We start from the raw sequence: 18,933 nt of genomic DNA on the forward strand, positions 1-18,933 counted from the left end.
AGGGCTTCGAAGATTATGTGTACAAGTTTTTATATTTAACTGGAACAATCCAATAGTTTTTTGAGAACATCCCGTTCCTCGCCATGACCGCAATGCGTCATGGGGTCGCAGAACGACATAAGTTAGTCTAATTTTCACAACCGCAATTCATCATGTAGTATGCCGCAGCGCGCACTACATAACGCTGGATCGATGTCTGCCGCAGGTCCGTCGCAACCCCTGAAAGCCCTGTCAGCAAGGCCGCAAAGCCGTTGATCGGATCGAACCCAGCCGTCAGCAATGGCATGTACTGGTAGAAGGGTTTGTGGTTTAAATGGCCAGAGGCTTCATTGTCAAAATTGAAGAGCTGAAAAGCGAAATAGCTGAGCAGAGTGAGGCAAGCAATGACTGAACACGTTCAAGTCGGTGGCCTGCAGGTCGCCAAAGTCCTGTTCGACTTCGTGAACAACGAAGCCATTCCCGGTACCGGCCTCACCGCCGACACGTTCTGGGCCGGTGCCGACAAGGTCATCCATGACCTGGCGCCGAAGAACAAAGCCCTACTCGCCAAACGCGATGATTTCCAGGCACGTATCGATGCCTGGCACCAGGCTCGTGCAGGTGTTGCGCACGATGCGGTGGCCTACAAAGCCTTCCTGCAAGACATCGGTTATCTGCTGCCAGAAGCGGCTGATTTCCAGGCAACGACGCAAAACGTCGATGACGAAATCGCCCGCATGGCCGGTCCACAGCTGGTGGTACCGGTGATGAACGCGCGCTTCGCGCTCAATGCTTCGAACGCCCGCTGGGGTTCGCTGTATGACGCGCTCTATGGCACCGACGCCATCAGCGAAGCGGACGGCGCGGAAAAAGGCAAAGGCTACAACAAGGTTCGCGGTGACAAGGTCATCGCCTTCGCCCGCGCCTTCCTCGACGAAGCCGCGCCACTGGCTGCCGGCTCCCACGTCGATTCCACAGGCTACAAGATCATTGACGGCAAACTGGTGGTCGCCCTCAAAGGCGGCAGCAACACCGGCCTGCGCGACGATGCGCAACTGATCGGTTTCCACGGCGATACAGCGGCTCCAACTGCGATCCTGCTGAAAAACAACGGCCTGCACTTCGAAATCCAGATCGACGCCAGCACCCCCGTTGGCCAGACCGACGCTGCCGGTGTCAAAGACATCCTGATGGAAGCCGCGCTGACCACCATCATGGACTGCGAAGACTCGGTTGCCGCCGTCGATGCCAATGACAAAGTGGTGATCTACCGCAACTGGCTCGGCTTGATGAAGGGCGATCTGTCGGAAGAAGTCGCCAAGGGCGGTCAGACCTTTACCCGCACCATGAACGCCGATCGCACCTACACCGGTGTCGATGGCAAAGAACTGAGTCTGCACGGTCGCTCGCTGTTGTTCGTGCGCAACGTCGGTCACCTGATGACCATCGACGCGATCCTCGATAAAGACGGAAACGAAGTGCCTGAAGGTATTCTCGATGGCCTGGTGACTTGCCTCGCCGCGATCCATAGCCTCAACGGCAACAGCTCGCGCAAGAACAGCCGTACCGGTTCGGTCTATATCGTGAAACCGAAGATGCACGGCCCGGAAGAAGCGGCGTTCACCAACGAGCTGTTCGGTCGCATCGAAGACGTGCTGGGCTTGCCACGCAATACCCTCAAAGTCGGGATCATGGATGAGGAGCGCCGCACCACGGTTAACCTCAAGGCCTGCATCAAGGCTGCCAGCGAACGCGTGGTGTTCATCAACACTGGCTTCCTCGACCGCACGGGCGATGAAATCCATACCTCCATGGAAGCCGGCCCGATGGTGCGCAAGGCCGACATGAAGGCCGAGAAGTGGATCAGCGCCTACGAGAACTGGAACGTCGATATTGGCCTGAGCACCGGCCTGCAAGGTCGCGCCCAGATCGGTAAAGGCATGTGGGCCATGCCGGACCTGATGGCAGCAATGCTCGAACAGAAAATCGCTCACCCGATGGCTGGTGCCAACACCGCCTGGGTTCCATCGCCGACCGCCGCCGCGCTGCACGCGCTGCATTACCACAAGGTCGACGTGTTCGCCCGTCAGGCCGAACTGACCAAACGTGCTCGCGCTTCGGTGGACGACATCCTGACCATCCCGTTGGCCGTCAATCCAGACTGGACCACGGAGCAGATCAAGAACGAACTGGACAACAACGCCCAGGGCATTCTTGGCTACGTGGTGCGCTGGATCGACCAGGGTGTGGGTTGCTCGAAAGTGCCGGACATCAATGACGTCGGCCTGATGGAAGACCGTGCGACGCTGCGTATTTCCAGCCAGCACATCGCCAACTGGCTGCGCCACGGCATCGTCACTGAAGATCAGGTGATGGAAAGCCTCAAGCGCATGGCGCCGGTGGTTGACCGTCAGAACGCCAACGACCCGCTGTACCGTCCGCTGGCACCGAATTTCGACAGCAACATCGCCTTCCAGGCGGCGGTCGAACTGGTGGTCGAAGGCACCAAACAACCAAACGGCTACACCGAGCCGGTTCTGCACCGTCGTCGTCGCGAATTCAAGGCTGCCAATGGCCTTTGAGTAAACGCTGACGCCGGATATGAAAAAGCCCTGATCGAAAGATCAGGGCTTTTTCATTTGAAAGGCAGAATCAAAAGATCGCAGCCTTCGGCAGCTCCTACAGGGAATCGTGTACACCCGCGAATCATCAGGCGAACACAAATCCTGTAGGAGCTGGCGAAGCCTGCGATCTTTTAGCCATCCATCCCCAGCTCATGCTTGACCAATTCAAGCAGTTTGCCGCTATCGATGGGCTTGAGCAGAAAGTCCACTACGTGCAAGTGCATGGCTTCGATCGCATCCTTCACGTCGGCGTCGCCGGAGACGATGATGATCGGCAACGCCGCACGCGCCGACTCCCGCACTTGACGGATCAAATCCAGACCATCGACGTGCCCCATTCGCAGGTCGGTAATCACCAACCCGATTGATGACTTCGTCTCCAGTAATTTGAGCGCCGTTTCGCCACTGGCCGCCATCATGCAGTGAATGCCGTCCAGCCCCAGAATTTCCGACAGCAATTCCCTGGAGTCTTTATCGTCATCGACGATCAGCACCCGTTGCGGCGGCAAGTCGGGTTCCAACATGACGGCACTAAGCGCCTCGCGCTCGGCATCACTCAAAATATCGTGGTCGGACATGGCTTTCTCAACGTTTTCGATTCGATCCCTGACACAGTGGTCAGACATCGCTCAGCAGACTTCAATGTGCACTTCGTCGGAAACTTTTCCAATAGACAATGTAGGAGGTTTTTCCCACAGTTGTGTCAGACATTTCCCATATTCCGACCGTAGCACTGCCTACCTAGACTTACGTCCAATGGGCACCCGCCCCATAGGGGTCGACCATGGCTGGAACAATCCGACACAACAATTCGAAAAAGACTGCGGTAATGGTTATGAGTAAAGCGGACGCCTTCACCCAGGCAGGGAAAACCGCGGTGTTGCAGAACATCCAGGGCACTTTGCAATTCCTACAGCGCTTCCCGCCGTTCAATCAGATGGAAAACGCCCACCTGGCCTATCTGGTCGAGCAATGTCAGCTGCGTTTTTATGCCCCCGGCGAAAGCATCATCAAACCCGCCGATGGCCCGGTTGAGCATTTCTACATCGTCAAACAGGGCCGGGTCGTGGGCGAACGCCCGCACACGGCCAAGGGCGGGACGGAAACTACCTTCGAAATCACCACCGGCGAATGTTTCCCCCTCGCCGCGCTGCTGGGGGAACGGGCGACTCGCACCGAACATCTGGCGGCCGAAGATACCTTTTGCCTACAGCTGAATAAGCTGGCGTTCATCAAACTGTTCGCACTTTCCAGCCCGTTTCGCGACTTTGCCCTACGCGGAGTCAGCAGTTTGCTGGATCAGGTCAACCAGCAAGTCCAGCAAAAAGCCGTGGAAACCCTCGGCACCCAGTACTCGCTCAATACCCGACTGGGTGAACTGGCCATGCGTCACCCGGTGACTTGCAGTCCTAGTACTGCGCTACGTGAAGCCGTAACGCTGATGCACAATCAACAAGTCGGCAGCATTGTGGTGGTTGATGAGCAAAAGGCGCCGCTGGGCATTTTCACCCTGCGCGACTTGCGACATGTGGTGGCCAACGGCACCAGCGACTTCAATGAAGCCATCGAAGGACACATGACCCGGGCGCCGTTTTACCTGACGCCGGACCACAGCGCCTTCGATGCCGCGATTGCCATGACCGAACGGCACATCGCCCACGTCTGCCTGGTCAAGGATCAGCGCCTGTGCGGCGTGGTCTCGGAACGTGACCTGTTTTCCCTGCAACGGGTCGATCTGGTGCATCTGGCGCGGACTATTCGCAGTGCCCAGAAGCTGGAAAACCTGGTGGCGATGCGCGGCGAAATCGGCCAATTGGTAGAGAGGATGCTGGCCCATGGCGCGTCCTCGACCCAGATCACCCACATCATTACCTTGCTCAACGACCACACCGTGTGCCGGGTGATCGAACTGGTGCTCGCCGAGAAAGGTGACCCCGGCGTGCCGTTCAGTTGGTTATGTTTCGGCAGCGAAGGCCGCCGCGAGCAGACGCTGCACACCGATCAGGACAACGGCATTCTGTTCGAAGCCCGCGACGCGGCCCACGCCGCCGAAATTCGCGGCAAGTTGCTGCCCATCGCTCAGCAGATCAATCAGAACCTGGCGCTGTGCGGCTTCACCCTGTGCAAAGGCAACATCATGGCCGGCAACCCCGAGCTGTGTTTGTCCCGGGCCGAATGGGCGCGACGTTTTGCGGCGTTTATCCGCGAGGCGACTCCGGAAAACCTGCTGGGTTCGAGCATCTATTTCGACCTGCGCGTGGTCTGGGGCGACGAGCGAGGCTGCGAGCAACTGCGCCAAGGCATTCTCGATCAGGTCGGCGACAACCGCTTGTTCCAGCGGATGATGGCCGAAAACGCCCTGCGCAACCGTCCGCCCGTAGGCCGTTTCCGCGAATTCGTGCTGGCTCGCAAGAATGGCGAAAAAGCCACCCTCGACCTGAAGCTCCAGGGCTTGACCCCTTTCGTCGATGGCGCTCGAGTGCTGGCCCTGGCCCACGGCATCGACGCCAACAATACCCTGGAGCGCTTTCGCCAACTGGTAGACAAAGAGGTCATTGAGCGGCTGGACGGCGCGGCGTATGAAGAGGCGTATCACTTCATCCAGCAAACCCGCATGCAGCAACATCAGCTACAGACCCGGGAGAATTTTCCCTACTCCAACCGCGTCGATCCCGACAGCCTCAATCATCTGGACCGACGCATCCTGCGTGAATCCCTGCGCCAGGCCCAACGCCTGCAAAGCAGCCTGACCCTGCGGTATCAGTTATGAGCCTGTTTTCATGGCTGCGGCCGGTAAGCCCCATTTTGCCCGGCGAACTGCAACAACGTCTGGAGTGCTTGCCTGCCGTGGCCGAGCTGGGCGATTGCAGCCTGCGCGAACAACGCTGGGTAGTACTCGACCTGGAAACCACCGGGCTGAACCTGAATAAAGATCGGCTATTGTCCATCGGCGCGGTGGTGATCGAGGACGGGGCGATCGATTTCAGCCAGCAGTTCGAACGCACGCTGCAATGCACCGAACTCAAACTCGGCCCCAGCGTGTTGATTCACGGTCTGGGCCCGAGCGCCATTGCCGCCGGCAGCGACCCCACGCAAGCCTTGCTCGAGTTCATGGAGTTCGTCGGCGACAGTCCGGTGTTGGCGTTTCATGCGCCGTTCGACCAGCACATGCTGGGGCGTGCGCTAAAAGAACATCTGGGCTACAAGTTGCAGCATCCGTTTCTGGACGTGGCCGACATCGCGCCGCTGCTTTGTCCACAGGCACACATTCGCGAGGCCGGGCTGGACGAGTGGATCGACTGGTTCAAACTGGAGGTTTTCGAGCGGCATAACGCCAGTGCCGATGCGTTGGCGACGGCGGAATTGGTGCTGATTTTGTTCAGCCGGGCGCGACAGCAGCAGATTCATAGCCCGTTGAATTTGCAGCAGCGGCTGAGTCAGTGGAAGCGGCGGCGGCAGGCTCCTTCGTTCTAGGCCCTTCATACATCTCTGTGGCGAGGGAGCTTGCTCCCGCTGGGGCGCGCAGCGCCCCTAAAACCATTCACCACATTCCCCCTGACACGCTGTGTTCGCTGATTTTGCGGACTGCTTCGCAGCCGAGCGGGAGCAAGCTCCCTCGCCACAGGTTAGTGTTCACCTTCGAACTTTGTGGTCAAAACCGCCCGACCAGCGCCAATTGCTTACCTCCCCCACCTCTGCCACAATCGCGAACAATTCTCGTTACTTAACACTTCCCCTTCGGTGATGTTGCGTGTCGTCAGTCCAAAGCCCCCAGAGTGAGCTCGTTGGTGCGTTGTATCGCGACCATCGCGGTTGGCTATTAGCTTGGCTACGGCGCAACGTGGCCTGCCCGCAACGGGCCGAAGACCTGAGCCAGGACACTTTCGTGCGCTTGCTGGGCCGTGACGAACTGAAGGCGCCTCGCGAACCTCGGGCATTTCTGGTGGCGATCGCCAAAGGCCTGCTGTTCGACTATTTCCGCCGTGCCGCACTGGAACAGGCCTACCTCACCGAATTGATGCTGATCCCCGAAGGCGAACAACCCTCGGTGGAAGAACAGCAACTGATCCTCGAAGACCTCAAAGCCATCGACCATCTGCTGGGCAAGCTCTCGAGCAAGGCCCGGGCGGCGTTTCTCTATAACCGTCTCGATGGCCTCGGTCACGCCGAAATCGCTCTGCGTCTGGGGGTGTCGGTGCCACGTGTTCGTCAGTACCTGGCCCAGGGCATTCGCCAGTGCTACATCGCGTTGTATGGTGAACCGGTATGAGCCCGGTCAGTTCCAAGCCCGTGTCGGCGCAGGTGCTGGATGCCGCGATTGCCTGGCAACTGTCGCTGGATTCCGGTAACGCGGTCGAGCGCGAAGCATTCGCCAAATGGCACGCCGCCCACGAAGAACATGCTCGGGCGTGGCGTCAGTTGGGCATGCTCGACCAGCGTTTCAGCGTCGCCAACGGCCCGGCCCGCACAGCCTTGCTGCAATCGCGCGAAAGCATCCGGCGCCGGGTGCGCAAGCTTGGCAGCGGCCTGGCCAGCGTCGTCGCGGTGATCGGCCTGGCGCTGTTCGCCGGTGATCGTTATCTGCCCATCGACTATTGGCTGGCCGACCAGCGCACCGCTACCGGCGAGCAGCGCACCCTGCGCCTGAGCGACGGCACGCAGATCAGCCTCAACACCCACAGCGCAGTGGATGTGCGCTTCGATGAGAATCAGCGGCTGATCGTCCTCCAGGAAGGAGAAATCCTCGTCGAAACCGGCCATGGCGATGCCCGGCCGTTTATTGTCGAGACCCGCGAAGGCAGCATGCGAGCACTGGGGACACGGTTCCTGGTCAAGCGTGAAGATCAAGGAACGCGCCTGAGCGTGTTGCAATCAGCGGTAGCCGCCCATCCCGAATCGAGCCCCGAGGAACAGATCCTGCGCGAAGGCCAGCAAGTGCTGATGCGCAGCAATGGCCTGGACCCCATCATCGCCCTCAACCTCGGCGCCGATGCCTGGACCCGCGGCATGCTGGTGGTGGACAACGCGCGATTGGAGGATCTGGTCCACGAACTCGGCCGCTATCGTCGCGGGCATCTTGGCGTCACGCCAGAGGTCGCCGACCTGCGCATCACCGGCAGCTTCCCGCTGAACGATACCGACAAGGCGTTGAATGCGCTTTTACCGACCCTGCCGGTGCAGATCGAACAGCACACGCCATGGTGGGTAACGGTGGCGGCGAAGACTGAGGCCAAGCCCGTAGGAGCTGTCGAGTGAAACGAGGCTGCGATCTTTTGATCTGCTCCTAAAAAACAAAGTCAAAAGATCGCAGCCTCGTTTCACTCGACAGCTCCTACACGGTTCCTACAAAGGCGGGCAATCACCGAATCTAAATTATTTTCAATCAGCCCTATCACTTTTGAATTCTCGTCCGGCACCTAGGCAATTGAGAAATATTTCCATTCAGGAGCCGCTGTATGCCCCGTTCGCTAGACACCGTGTTGCGCCCCCGTTTGCTGGCGGTCGCCATTGCCCTTTGCGCCCCTTTGGCCAGCGGCCCACTGATTGCCGCCGAACAGGCGTCCAGCGTTCGCGCCTACAACCTGCCCGCTGCGTCTTTGGCCAGCACCCTGAACCAGATCGCCAGCCAGGCCGGTCTGGCGCTGTCGTTGAATCCGTCGCTGGCGGCGGGAAAGACCTCGGCGCCTGTGAAGGGCCAGTTCGACGCCACCGGCGCCCTGCGTGAAGCCCTGCGCGGCACCGGTCTGCAGCTGGAACAGAGCAGCGCCGGCACCTACAGCCTGGTGGCCGTACCCGAGGGCGTAATGGCCTTGCCGGAAACCGCCGTCATTGGCCTGGAAAATGCGGAAACTGCCTGGAGCCCGGTCGAAGGTTACGTGGCCACGCGCACCGCCGCTGGCACCAAGACCGACACCGCGCTCGTCGAAGCGCCGCGTTCGATTTCCGTCGCCACCCGCCAGCAAATGGAAGATCGCGGTGTGCAAAACCTCGATGACGCTGTGCGCTACATGCCTGGCATCGTCGCCAGCAGCTTCGGCAGCGACACCCGCGCCGACTGGTTGCTCGTGCGCGGTTTCGAACCGACACAATTCCTCGATGGCCTGCCACTGCCAAAAGGCGTGTACGCCAATCCGAAACAGGAAACCTGGAACCTTGATCGCCTTGCCCTGTTGCGCGGGCCGGCCTCTTCGGTTTACGGCCAGACCCCGCCGGGCGGTCTGCTGGACATGGTCAGCCGCCGTCCCAGCGCCGAGTCGAGCAACGAAATCCAGGTGCAATACGGCAGCGACAATCATCGCCAGATTAACTTCGCCAGCACCGGCAAGATCGATGACGAAGGTCGGTTTATCTATAGTCTGAGCGGTGTATTGCGCGACAGCGGCACACAGGTCGATCACATCGATAACAAACGCTACAACATCGCGCCGAGCCTGACCTGGAACATCGACGAAGACACCAAATTCACCCTGCTGACGCAATTCACCCGCGACGATACCGGCATCACCAGCCAGTTTCTGCCTGTGCAAGGCACCAAGATCCATTCGCCACTCGGCAAGATTTCCCATCACAAGAACCTCGGCGACCCGGACTGGGAATTCTACGACCGCACCTATTACGCACTGGGTTACGCCTTTGAACATCGCTTGAACGATGTCTGGCAGTTCAAGCAGAACCTGCGTTACACCAAGTCGGACCTGTCCTTCCAGGCCCTCACCCCCGGCGCCTACCCGTTCACCCAAGTGGATGCCGAGGGCAATGTTGGCCGTTCGAGCACCAGTGTCGACGAGGACATCAGCCAGTTCGCCGTGGATAACAACTTCCAGGGCGACTTCGCGACCGGCGACATCCGCCACACCCTGCTGATCGGCCTCGATCACCAGCGCACCAATACCAACTACACCTCGATCTTCGGCGACGGTCTGACCACCAACGTCAACAACCCGATCTATGGCCAGCCAATCGTTCGCCCGGCGCGCTCGACGGCGTTCTATGACTACGACCAGAAGACCTACCAGACCGGTTTGTACGTCCAGGACCAAATGGCCCTCGACCAATGGCGTCTGACCCTCGGCGGTCGTGAGGACTGGGTCCACACGGGCACCAAATTCTTCAACAAGGCTGATGCCACCAACACCGAACGGGACAAGAAATTCAGCGGCAATGCGGCGATCAGCTATGTGTTCGATTCGGGCTTTGTGCCCTATCTGTCCTACGCCGAGTCGTTCCAGCCGACCAGCAAAGCCACGGCATCGCCAACCGAGTCGTTCAAGCCGACTGAAGGCAAACAGTGGGAACTGGGCATCAAGTACCAACAGCCAGGCAGCAACACCCTGCTGACGGCTGCGGTCTATGACCTGACCCAGAAAAACGTCTCCGTCACCACGACCAACGCGGACAATGTCTCGATTACCAGCCAGACCGGCGAAGTGAAGGTCAAAGGCCTGGAGCTGGAAGCCCTTTCCGACGTCACCGACAACCTGAAAGTCATCGCCGCCTACACCCTGGCCAAGTCCGAAGTACAAAAGGGTGACTTCAAGGGCAATCGCCTGCAACTGATGCCTAACCAGCAAGCCTCGCTGTGGGCCGATTACACCTGGCACAACGGTGTGCTGGATGGTTTCGGCATCGGTGCCGGCGCACGTTATACCGGCAATACTTATGGCGACCAGGGCAACACCTGGCTGGGCAAGGCTGATGCCTACACGGTGTTCGATGCGGCGGTTCATTACGACTTGGGCCGTCTGGATAACAGTCTGAAAGGTGCATCACTGGCACTGAATGCCACCAACCTGTTCGACAAGGACTACATCTCCACTTGCGACAGCTTCTACTGCTACTACGGCGACCAACGCAGCGTCGTCGCCAGTGCTACGTACAAGTGGTAATCGCCTGAACTGACACGCCCAAGACCCGAGCCGTCCTACCTGGACGGCTTTGGTATTTCTGAAGGCTATGAAGTGAAATGAAAAGCAAAACCATCCGCCGCTGGTCATTCGTTCACACCTGGACCAGTCTGATCTGCACGGTATTCCTGCTGATGTTGGCCCTCACCGGCCTGCCGTTGATATTCCACCACGAGATCGACCATCTGCTGGGCGATGCCGCCGAGTTGAAATCCATGCCGGCCGATACCCCGCAGCTGAATTCGCAGCAGTTGGTGCAAGCGGCTGAAAAGCATCGTCCTGGCGACGTCGTGCAGTATTTCGGCTACGACGACGAAGACCCCAACGGCGTCATCGCGATCATGGCGCCCACTGCCGGCACCGAGCCGAACGCGTCCCACACCTTCATGCTCGACGCTCGCACCGGCGAAGCATTGGAAATGCCCTCGGCCAATGGCGGCCTGATGATGGTCATGCTGCGCCTGCACGTGGACATGTTCGCTGGCCTGCCGGGCAAGTTGCTGCTGGCGTTCATGGGGATTCTGTTTGTGCTGGCGATTGTCTCCGGGACGGTGCTGTACCTGCCGTTCATGCGGCGCTTGAAGTTCGCCACCGTGCGCCACGACAAATCCACCCGCCTGCGTTGGCTCGACCTGCATAACCTGATCGGCGTGGTGACGCTGACCTGGGCCTTGGTGGTCGGCGTGACTGGCGTGATCAGTGCCTGCGCCGACTTGTTGATCGCCGCGTGGCGCAGCGACAGCCTGAGCGCGATGATCGCGCCTTACCGCGATGCGCCGCCGTTGACTCAATTGGCGCCTGCGACTCGCTTGCTCGACATCGCCAAAGACGTCGCGCCGGGCATGCAGCCCGACTTCATCGCCTTCCCCGGCACGCGGTTTTCCAGCGAACACCATTACGCCGTGTTTATGAAAGGCAGCACTCACCTGACCTCGCACCTGCTGACGCCGGTGTTGATCGACGCCAGCACCCTGCAAGTCACGGCGGTGGCCGAACGGCCGTGGTACATGGACGCCATGGGCATGTCGCAGCCGCTGCACTTCGGTGATTACGGCGGCATGCCGATGAAAATCCTCTGGGCGATCCTCGATGTGCTGACCATCATCGTGCTCGGCAGTGGGGTTTATCTGTGGGTGGTGCGGCGCAAGGTGGCGAAACCTGTACTCGAAAACGTGGAGAGCCCGGCATGAGACCGAGACAGTCGAACTTCTGGAAGGTCTTCGCCACGCCCACCGTCATTGCCCTGCTCAGCGCCGCGGGGCTGTTTGCCGCGTTGCTGGGCGATGGCGTGTGGGATGCATTGAGCTGGCTCGGGCTGGGCATCCCCGCGGTCCTCGCCTTGCGCGGATTTCTGCAACACCGCTAAAAACCTACAAGGGTTAAAGCCATCTTGAGCTATCGGGTCAACGCGCTATGCTGCCGACACTGCCCACGATCGAGAGGTTGCCATGTCCGCCCCCAGCATGACCTTGTTCCACAACCCCGCGTCGCCCTTCGTTCGCAAAGTCATGGTGCTGCTGCACGAAACCGGGCAAACGAACCGCGTGGCGCTGCAAGCCAGCCAGCTCACGCCGGTCAGCCCGGATCTGGCCCTCAACAAAGACAACCCGCTAGGCAAGATTCCGGCGCTGCGCCTGACCGACGGCAATGTGTTGTACGACAGCCGGGTGATCCTCGATTACCTCGACTATCAGCACGTCGGCAATCCGCTGATTCCTCGTGAAGGCTCGGCACGCTGGCGGCGTCTGACCCTGGCTTCTCTGGCAGACGGGATCATGGATGCCGCGGTGATGATTCGCTATGAAGTGGCCCTGCGCGTCCCGGAAAAGCACTGGGACGAATGGCTCGACGGTCAGCGCGACAAGATTCGTCGCGCCCTTTCCCTGCTGGAAGCCGACGCGATTGCCGAGCTGACCAGCCATTTCGATGTGGCGGCGATCAGTGTGGCCTGTGCCTTGGGTTACCTGGATCTGCGCCATCCGGATCTGGAATGGCGCAAAGAGAATCCGAAGCTGGCGGACTGGTATTTTGAAGTGAGTCAGCGGCCATCGATGATTGCGACGATGCCCAAGGCTTGATCTTTGGTCGGCCATGCCGGCCTCAGAAGATCGCAGCCTTCGGCAGCTGCTACGCCGAACGCATGCTCTTGTAGGAGCTGCCGCAGGCTGCGATCTTTTGATCTCTGTGCAAACAACCCGGCAATCCGCGTCGCCAACATCTCGCCCACCCGCTGATCCTCGCGCAACCCCAACGACCGGCTCATTCCACGGCTCCAATATCGAAGGCCAGCGGCTTGGCCGGTTTCTGCCCGATCCCGTACCAGTCCAGCTTGCGGGTCAGCACCATGAACACGCCCAGCAGCCCGAACAACAGCAACGAGCCCATCAGCAGCGCGTAATCCTCGGCGCTCAGCAAACCGTAGAGCAAGCCATACAACGCTGCCAACCCCGCCGAAAAGCTCAAGCCGTGACGCACGCTGCGCAGCACATGGCAGACATAAAACCCGATCAACGCCACACAACCACTCGCCGACAGCAGATACGCCAGGGCAAAGCCGATGTGTTCGGACAGCGACAGCAGCAACAGGTAGAAGAACGCCAGCGCCACGCCCACCAAAGCGTATTGCACCGGGTGGATCGCCAGGCTTTTCAGCACTTCGAAGAGGAAGAAACCGGCGAAGGTCAGGACGATGAACAGCAGCGCGTATTTGATTGCCCGGTCGCTTTTCAGGTATTGGTCCACCGGCTCGATGAAACTTACGCCGAAGCTGCGAGCGCTGAACGCCTCGCACTGGCCCCCAGACACACAGCTGCTCAGGGCCTCTTGCAGGTTGGTGGAGAAAAACGAGGTTTGCCAATGGGCGGTGAAACCCTGATCGGTGATTTCACGCTGGGCCGGCAGGTAGTTGCCGATGAAGCTGGGATGCGGCCAATTGGCGGCCAGTGAAACCTTGCTGGTCTTGCCCACCGGAAGAACCTGCAACTGGCCGGTGCCTTGCAGGCGCAAGTCGAAACCGAAGGCTAGTTCCGTAGCCTGTTGGGTGTCCAGCGCTGGCAGCATCACATGCACACCCTCGCCCAACCAGCCCACCTGGCTACCCGGTACAAAATCCAGGCTCTGGCCATTGAGTTCGAGCTTCAGCGCATTCTCGATGCCGCGAATGTCGCTGATGCCGACGGCCAGGAACGGTTGATCGAAGCGGTAATCGGCGAAGTCTTCCTTGATGCCCAATTGTGCCGGGACCGAGAAATGCCCGCTGATACGGTTATCGGCGTGGAACAGCCGCGCCTCGTAGATACCCCGGGCACGCAGTTCGGTCTGGACCTGGCCGTCCAGTTCGAAGCGCTCCGGCAGGAAATACAAACGGCCGCGTTCCTCGCGAACGTCCTGGTAACGCTGGTTGGTTTTTTCGTTGGTTTTCCAGGTGCGCACCGTTTTGCGATAGGGCACCACCATCAGCGGGCCGCTCAGTTGCTGGCTGTAACTGGAACTGCGGGCGATGTCTTCGAGCACACCGTCGCGCAGTTGCTGCCGCTCCTGGATCACGCCGTTGATCATCAGCAACGGGATCAGCAGCAACAGAATCAAAAGGGCAATCGCCCCCAGTTTTAGGGTCAGGCTACGGTTCATGGGACTCTCCCTGTTTGGATGGGGAAAGTCTGGGGTCGGTGTGTGGGGGTTTTGTGGGGGGAATGTGGAGAGTGTGTGGATTTTTGAAAAGATCGCAGCCTTCGGCAGCTCCTACGCCGAACGCGTACCCATGTAGGAGCTGCCGAAGGCTGCGATCTTTATCGGGCTAAAGGCAGATGCAAACTCACCTGCACGCCGCCATCGACATTACCGATACTCATCGCCCCACCATGCAACTTGACCACTTCTTCAACGAAGTTAAGCCCCAACCCGGTACTCTTACGCCCACTGTCCGGACGCGGCAGTGAGTAGAAGCGCTCGCTCAAGCGCGGCAACGCATAGTCGGGAATCGCCTCGGCCTGGTTAAAAAGCTTGAATTCGATTTGCTCACCGAGCTTTGCGGCACTGAATCGCAGCAAGCCACGATCCGGGGTGAAATCCAGAGCATTCTCCAGCAGATTACCCAGCGCCTGGCGCAACAGAAACGGCTCGCCGAGCAGGTTCAGATCCGCTGCAATTTGCAGTTCCACACGCAACTGCTTGCCTTCGATTCGCGCAGCCTGCGCGCTTAACAGTTCATCCACCAAACCCGCCAACGGTACGGCCACCCGCTCTTCCAGTCCTTGGCGCTGTTCCACTTGCGCGAGGTTCAACAGTCGTTCAATCAACTGCTGCATGCGCGCACTTTCGCTGTCGATGTTGCTGACGAAACGCTGCTGCTGAGCCAGCGGCATCTCACCTTGCAATAACTCCGCCGCGCCACGGATCGCCGCCAGCGGGCTTTTCAGTTCATGGGTCAAGGTATGCACATAACGCTCGACGTAGGCTTTGCCTTCAAGCTGGGTGCGCATCTGTTCCACCGCCGTGGCCAGTTGTTCCAGCTCGCCGCCACGATAATGCGGCACCTCGATCCGACGGCCTTCACTGACGGCCTGGGCATATGCGGTCAGTCGCCGCAACGCCGCGCTCAGCCACCATGACAACAGCGCACCGAACAGCAAACCGAGGCCAATCAGCCCCGCGCCATAAGCCAGCAATCGCCGCTCGGTGCGATCAACGTAAGGCTGCAGTGAGCTGTTGGGCTTGGCCACCGTCACCACGCCGATGATCTGGCCGTTGTCGCGAATCGGTGCCCCGACATGCATCACCGATGAGTTCGAATCGTCCGGATTTCTGCGCGTCGAACGAGCGCCATATTCGCCGCGCAGGGTCAGGTAGACGTCGTTCCAGCGCGAGTAGTCCTGGCCCACCGCGATGCCGCTGGAATCCAGCACCACGATGCCCTTGGCATCGGTGACATAAATGCGGTGGTTGACCTGATTCTTCGGCATGCCCCAGATATTTGCCTTCGGTTGCCGTTCACCGTAAGCCTTGAGCAACTCGGGCCAGCGGTTCTGGCTGAGGGTGCCGGCCTTGAAGTCGTCACGCAGGATCTCGGCCATCAGGTTGGCAGTATCGACCAGGGTTTCTTCGGTGGACTGACGCACGCCGGGGCGGATTTCTTCCATCACGGTGTTGAGCACGAAGTAGCCGGTCAGGCCGATGAACAGTACATAAACCAGAAAAATCCGGATTCCCAGTGGCATCAGCTGTGCCCCGGGCTATAGCTGTAACCGAGACCGCGGTGAGTCTGGATTGGCTCAGCGTCGGCTTTCACCTGACGCAACTTGGCGCGCACGCTCTTGATGTGGCTGTCGATGCTGCGCTCGTAACCGGCATCGGCGGCCACGCCCAGCGCATCGAGCAATTGCTCGCGGCTGAAGACTCGCTCGGGTTGTTCCAGCAGGCATTGCAGCAAACGAAATTCATGGCGGGTCAGGCTCAACGGCTGGCTGCGATAGCTGATCTGCACCCGTTCGCTGTCGATGCGAAACATTGCTGGCGCCGCCTCCGCCACCGGTCGTGGCGCCACGCGCTTGAGAATCGCCCGGACTCGCGCCGCCACTTCCCGGGGGCTGAACGGTTTGACTACGTAATCATCGGCGCCGATTTCCAGGCCCACCACCCGATCGATCTCTGCGTCACGGGCGCTGAGGAAAATCACCGGCACTTCGCTGAAGCGGCGTAATTGCTTGCAGGTTTCAAAGCCGCTGATGTCCGGCAGGCCGATATCGAGAATGATCAAATCAGCCGGCGTCTGCCGCTGATGCTCCAGCGCCGCCGCGCCAAGGCTCAGCCACGTGGTGGTGAACCCCTCGCCCTGCAAGGCGAAAATCAGGGTATCGGCAATCGCAGCTTCGTCTTCGACAATCAGGATATGAGGCATGGCATCCCAGCCCGGCAGTTAAGTTGCCGAACGGTGCCCCAAGGCTGATTCGCCGTCAATCAGCAGTCGGGTTTGTCTGCCGTAAAACGCCGTGCCGGGTTCACCGCCGCACCGAATTCACGCAGTGCTTTGGCGCCGATCAACAGCGGGTAATTGAAGCTGCTGCGGTCGGTGAGGTTGACTTCGACGGTGCGCTTGACGTTGCCCAGGCACAGTTCCAGATCTACCACTGGCCGTTTGGTGGGTTCGATCGCTTCTTTGTCATCGTCGTCTTCTTCGGAGCGAGTCTTGATCTTGCTGATCCGCGCGACCTTGTGTTCGTAAACCTTGTTGCTCGCGCCTTTGGTGGCGAGGCGAAAACGCACCCACTCGTCGCCGTCGCGGGTAAAGGTTTCGATGTCCTTGGCCGACAGCGACGCGGTCAGGGCGCCGGTGTCCATTTTGGCCTTGAGGACTTCGCCGCCGATTTCCGGCAGCGCGATGTATTCGTAACGCCCGTACAGGGTCGGCTCAGCGGCCAGGACCGGAAGGGCCACGAGGGAAAGCAGTGCAAGGAGAGATTTCACGTAATGGGCTTCCTTGAAGAGTGGGCAGCGGGATTTTAGACCGTTACCTGTGAATTCGTTCGGCGCATTCAAGATCAAAAGATCGCAGCCTTCGGCAGCTCCTACAGATGTACGGCATGCTTTTGTAGGAGCTGCCGAAGGCTGCGATCTTTTCCGCCTGCGCGCAGCATACCGCCACAAGCGTGAAACATTCGTCACCATCGATTTGGCCTGCCGTACGAAGCTGCTTATCATGGCGCGCCCACACGCTTTCAAGAGTGACTTATGCGCCGCCTGCTCACCGGCTGTTTCGTTACCCTGCTGCTATTGCTCAACACCCTGGTCCTGTTCGGGCCTTTGATGGTGTTCGCCCTGCTGAAACTGCTCTTGCCCGGGCGTTTTCGCGATTACGCCTCGACGGCGGTGATGTGGATTGCCGAAACCTGGGCCGAAATCGACAAACTGATCTTCAGACTGTGCATTCCCACCCAATGGGACATCCGCGGCGGCGATGATTTGCGCCGCGATACCTCGTATCTGGTGATCGGTAACCATCAATCCTGGGTCGACATCCCGGCGCTGATCCAGACGCTTAACCGGCGCACGCCGTTCTTCAAATTCTTCCTCAAGAAAGAACTGATCTGGGTGCCGTTCCTGGGCCTGGCCTGGTGGGCGTTGGACTATCCGTTCATGAAGCGCTACACCAAGGCGTTTCTGGCAAAGAACCCGGAGCTGGCCGGCAAGGACCTGGAAATCACCAAAGAGGCCTGCGAGCTGTACAAGCGTCAGCCAGTGACGGTGGTCAATTACCTGGAAGGCACCCGCTACACCTCGGCGAAAAGCGCCCAACAGCAGTCACCGTTCACCCACCTGCTCAAGCCCAAGGCTGGCGGCGTGGCTTTTGTGCTGGCGGCGATGGGTGAACAGCTGGATGCCGTTCTCGATGTGACAGTGGTGTATCCACAGCAGAAAATCCCTGGGTTCTGGGATCTGATCAGCGGCAACGTGCCCAGGGTGATCATCGACATCCAGACCCGCGAACTGGACCCGGCGCTGTGGCAAGGCGATTACGAAAACGATCCGGTGTTTCGCGAACACGTCCAGAACTGGGTCAACCAGCTCTGGATCGAGAAGGACCGGCGCATCAAGGCGCTACGCGCCGAGGGCTGACTCAGCTACCTATGCCGGTGCCAGTGCCCCAGATCCCGCCAAGATTTTGCAGCAGCGAACCGGCGACGCCTTGCTGACCGAGGTATTGCAGAATCACTGGGTCAAACAGGCCGATCATGCCAGTGTCCATGCCCAACGCGCTGAAGGCGTTGTTCAGGTCGTTGGTGTCCTTGACGTTACCCAGCAAGCCATCAAGCAACGCATTCTTGTCCGAACCCGCGCCGAGCAGCCCACCCAGCCCGTTCAGGCCACCGATGGCGCTGTTGCCAGCGATTTGACTGAGGCCCGGCACGTTTTTACTCAGCTCGGAGAAATCGTCGCCGCTGAGTTGATTCCTGGCCAACCCCAACATCGCACCGGCACCGCCCACGGCCTGCTCGGGGGTGATATCGAGCTGCGAGCCCAGGGTATTGAGCAAACCGGCCGCCTTGGGTGCCGCCGCCACAGCGCCATCGCCCTCATTGCTTTGGTCGCCCTGCATCGCCGAAATCGCACTGGCTGCATCGCTGAGGCTGAACTGTGCAAAGGCCGGGCTGGCGGCCAGCGTCGTCAATGAAGCGACAGCCATGAGCGATGCCAGCGCAAAACCGCGTGAAACATTCATCCAGACATCCTCTTGTGCCATGAGAACCACCCGGTAGGGCAGCAAAACTGCCGATTTGACCGGGCATCTGCTGGCATGTTCCCCCGGGTCGTGAAACCCTGAATCCATGCGATGAATGGCACGCCCGCTCCCGCCGAACAGGCCTGTGAGCAATCCGGCAGAACCTGAAAGCGCAGGCTGCGATGCTCCATAAAAAAGGGCGACATCACTG

Annotated in this window: 17 protein-coding genes; 10 read left to right on the plus strand and 7 right to left on the minus strand. The window is 59.6% G+C overall.

Annotation, left to right across the window (positions count from 1 at the left end):
* The first annotated feature begins 383 nt into the window (after positions 1-383).
* Positions 384-2,561, plus strand: coding sequence for a malate synthase G (locus ACZ89R_RS15350; protein ID WP_429545348.1), 2,178 nt, complete (start codon positions 384-386; stop codon positions 2,559-2,561).
* Positions 2,562-2,734: 173 nt separating this feature from the next.
* Here the strand turns inward: ACZ89R_RS15350 and ACZ89R_RS15355 are convergent, their stop codons facing one another.
* Entirely contained in the window at positions 2,735-3,181 is a 447-nt protein-coding gene (locus tag ACZ89R_RS15355) for a response regulator (protein ID WP_429545347.1), read from the minus strand.
* A gap of 251 nt (positions 3,182-3,432) precedes the next feature.
* Between ACZ89R_RS15355 and ACZ89R_RS15360 the strand changes: the two genes are divergently transcribed.
* The 8 genes from ACZ89R_RS15360 (at position 3,433) to ACZ89R_RS15395 (ending at position 12,585) form a co-directional block, all read left to right on the plus strand.
* A complete protein-coding gene (locus tag ACZ89R_RS15360; protein WP_123497319.1) occupies positions 3,433-5,373 on the plus strand; it encodes a putative nucleotidyltransferase substrate binding domain-containing protein in 1,941 nt (646 codons plus the stop codon).
* The gene (locus ACZ89R_RS15365; RefSeq protein ID WP_429545346.1) at positions 5,370-6,077 is read left to right on the plus strand and encodes a 3'-5' exonuclease; all 708 of its coding nucleotides are present in this window, start codon (positions 5,370-5,372) and stop codon (positions 6,075-6,077) included. The genes ACZ89R_RS15360 and ACZ89R_RS15365 overlap by 4 nt, the downstream gene beginning before the upstream one ends.
* Before the next feature lie 277 nt (positions 6,078-6,354).
* Positions 6,355-6,873: an RNA polymerase sigma factor gene (locus ACZ89R_RS15370; protein WP_429545345.1), complete on the plus strand. Its 519-nt coding sequence runs from the start codon at positions 6,355-6,357 to the stop codon at positions 6,871-6,873.
* Positions 6,870-7,859, plus strand: coding sequence for a FecR domain-containing protein (locus ACZ89R_RS15375; protein WP_429545344.1), 990 nt, complete (start codon positions 6,870-6,872; stop codon positions 7,857-7,859). Before ACZ89R_RS15370 ends, ACZ89R_RS15375 begins: the two co-directional genes overlap by 4 nt.
* 200 nt (positions 7,860-8,059) lie before the next feature.
* Positions 8,060-10,489 carry a TonB-dependent siderophore receptor gene (locus tag ACZ89R_RS15380; RefSeq protein ID WP_429545343.1) on the plus strand — a complete coding sequence of 810 codons (2,430 nt, stop codon included), beginning with the start codon at positions 8,060-8,062 and terminating at the stop codon, positions 10,487-10,489.
* Positions 10,490-10,566: 77 nt separating this feature from the next.
* Positions 10,567-11,697, plus strand: coding sequence for a PepSY-associated TM helix domain-containing protein (locus ACZ89R_RS15385; RefSeq protein ID WP_429545342.1), 1,131 nt, complete (start codon positions 10,567-10,569; stop codon positions 11,695-11,697).
* Positions 11,694-11,873: a hypothetical protein gene (locus tag ACZ89R_RS15390; protein WP_429545341.1), complete on the plus strand. Its 180-nt coding sequence runs from the start codon at positions 11,694-11,696 to the stop codon at positions 11,871-11,873. The genes ACZ89R_RS15385 and ACZ89R_RS15390 overlap by 4 nt, the downstream gene beginning before the upstream one ends.
* An 82-nt stretch (positions 11,874-11,955) precedes the next feature.
* Entirely contained in the window at positions 11,956-12,585 is a 630-nt protein-coding gene (locus tag ACZ89R_RS15395; protein WP_429545340.1) for a glutathione S-transferase, read from the plus strand.
* On the opposite strand, the gene ACZ89R_RS15400 is transcribed toward ACZ89R_RS15395, so the two are convergent.
* The 5 genes from ACZ89R_RS15400 to rloA2 all read right to left on the minus strand — a co-directional run bounded on the left by ACZ89R_RS15400 (position 12,546) and on the right by rloA2 (position 16,969).
* Positions 12,546-12,770 carry a hypothetical protein gene (locus ACZ89R_RS15400; RefSeq protein ID WP_429545339.1) on the minus strand — a complete coding sequence of 75 codons (225 nt, stop codon included), beginning with the start codon at positions 12,768-12,770 and terminating at the stop codon, positions 12,546-12,548. The genes ACZ89R_RS15395 and ACZ89R_RS15400 overlap by 40 nt on opposite strands.
* A complete protein-coding gene (gene creD, locus ACZ89R_RS15405; protein ID WP_429545338.1) occupies positions 12,767-14,137 on the minus strand; it encodes a cell envelope integrity protein CreD in 1,371 nt (456 codons plus the stop codon). The genes ACZ89R_RS15400 and creD overlap by 4 nt, the downstream gene beginning before the upstream one ends.
* A 158-nt stretch (positions 14,138-14,295) precedes the next feature.
* A complete protein-coding gene (creC, locus tag ACZ89R_RS15410; protein ID WP_429545337.1) occupies positions 14,296-15,723 on the minus strand; it encodes a two-component system sensor histidine kinase CreC in 1,428 nt (475 codons plus the stop codon).
* Positions 15,723-16,403, minus strand: a complete 681-nt coding sequence (creB, locus tag ACZ89R_RS15415; protein WP_429545336.1) for a two-component system response regulator CreB — start codon at positions 16,401-16,403, stop codon at positions 15,723-15,725. Before creB ends, creC begins: the two co-directional genes overlap by 1 nt.
* Positions 16,404-16,462: 59 nt before the next feature.
* On the minus strand, positions 16,463-16,969 hold the full coding sequence (gene rloA2 / locus ACZ89R_RS15420) for a retropepsin-like aspartic peptidase RloA2 (RefSeq protein ID WP_007904116.1): 507 nt from the start codon (positions 16,967-16,969) through the stop codon (positions 16,463-16,465).
* A 264-nt stretch (positions 16,970-17,233) separates the two neighbouring features.
* On the opposite strand from rloA2, the gene ACZ89R_RS15425 reads away from it, so the two are divergent.
* A complete protein-coding gene (locus ACZ89R_RS15425) occupies positions 17,234-18,118 on the plus strand; it encodes an acyltransferase (protein ID WP_429545335.1) in 885 nt (294 codons plus the stop codon).
* A 1-nt stretch (position 18,119) separates the two neighbouring features.
* Here ACZ89R_RS15425 and ACZ89R_RS15430 read toward each other — a convergent pair whose 3' ends face one another.
* Positions 18,120-18,722, minus strand: coding sequence for a DUF2780 domain-containing protein (locus ACZ89R_RS15430; protein ID WP_429545334.1), 603 nt, complete (start codon positions 18,720-18,722; stop codon positions 18,120-18,122).
* Between the last annotated feature and the right edge of the window lie 211 nt (positions 18,723-18,933).

This window comes from Pseudomonas sp. TE3728 (assembly GCF_056279145.1).

Bases quoted from the DNA above. Each gene is read 5' to 3' on its own strand.
- ACZ89R_RS15350 (WP_429545348.1), top strand. From the start codon at position 384: ATGACTGAACACGTTCAAGTCGGTGGCCTGCAGGTCGCCAAAGTCCTG.
- ACZ89R_RS15355 (WP_429545347.1), bottom strand. From the start codon at position 3,181: ATGTCCGACCACGATATTTTGAGTGATGCCGAGCGCGAGGCGCTTAGT.
- ACZ89R_RS15360 (WP_123497319.1), top strand. From the start codon at position 3,433: ATGGTTATGAGTAAAGCGGACGCCTTCACCCAGGCAGGGAAAACCGCG.
- ACZ89R_RS15365 (WP_429545346.1), top strand. From the start codon at position 5,370: ATGAGCCTGTTTTCATGGCTGCGGCCGGTAAGCCCCATTTTGCCCGGC.
- ACZ89R_RS15375 (WP_429545344.1), top strand. From the start codon at position 6,870: ATGAGCCCGGTCAGTTCCAAGCCCGTGTCGGCGCAGGTGCTGGATGCC.
- ACZ89R_RS15380 (WP_429545343.1), top strand. From the start codon at position 8,060: ATGCCCCGTTCGCTAGACACCGTGTTGCGCCCCCGTTTGCTGGCGGTC.
- ACZ89R_RS15385 (WP_429545342.1), top strand. From the start codon at position 10,567: ATGAAAAGCAAAACCATCCGCCGCTGGTCATTCGTTCACACCTGGACC.
- ACZ89R_RS15390 (WP_429545341.1), top strand. From the start codon at position 11,694: ATGAGACCGAGACAGTCGAACTTCTGGAAGGTCTTCGCCACGCCCACC.
- ACZ89R_RS15395 (WP_429545340.1), top strand. From the start codon at position 11,956: ATGTCCGCCCCCAGCATGACCTTGTTCCACAACCCCGCGTCGCCCTTC.
- ACZ89R_RS15400 (WP_429545339.1), bottom strand. From the start codon at position 12,770: ATGAGCCGGTCGTTGGGGTTGCGCGAGGATCAGCGGGTGGGCGAGATG.
- creD (WP_429545338.1), bottom strand. From the start codon at position 14,137: ATGAACCGTAGCCTGACCCTAAAACTGGGGGCGATTGCCCTTTTGATT.
- creC (WP_429545337.1), bottom strand. From the start codon at position 15,723: ATGCCACTGGGAATCCGGATTTTTCTGGTTTATGTACTGTTCATCGGC.
- creB (WP_429545336.1), bottom strand. From the start codon at position 16,403: ATGCCTCATATCCTGATTGTCGAAGACGAAGCTGCGATTGCCGATACC.
- ACZ89R_RS15425 (WP_429545335.1), top strand. From the start codon at position 17,234: ATGCGCCGCCTGCTCACCGGCTGTTTCGTTACCCTGCTGCTATTGCTC.
- ACZ89R_RS15430 (WP_429545334.1), bottom strand. From the start codon at position 18,722: ATGAATGTTTCACGCGGTTTTGCGCTGGCATCGCTCATGGCTGTCGCT.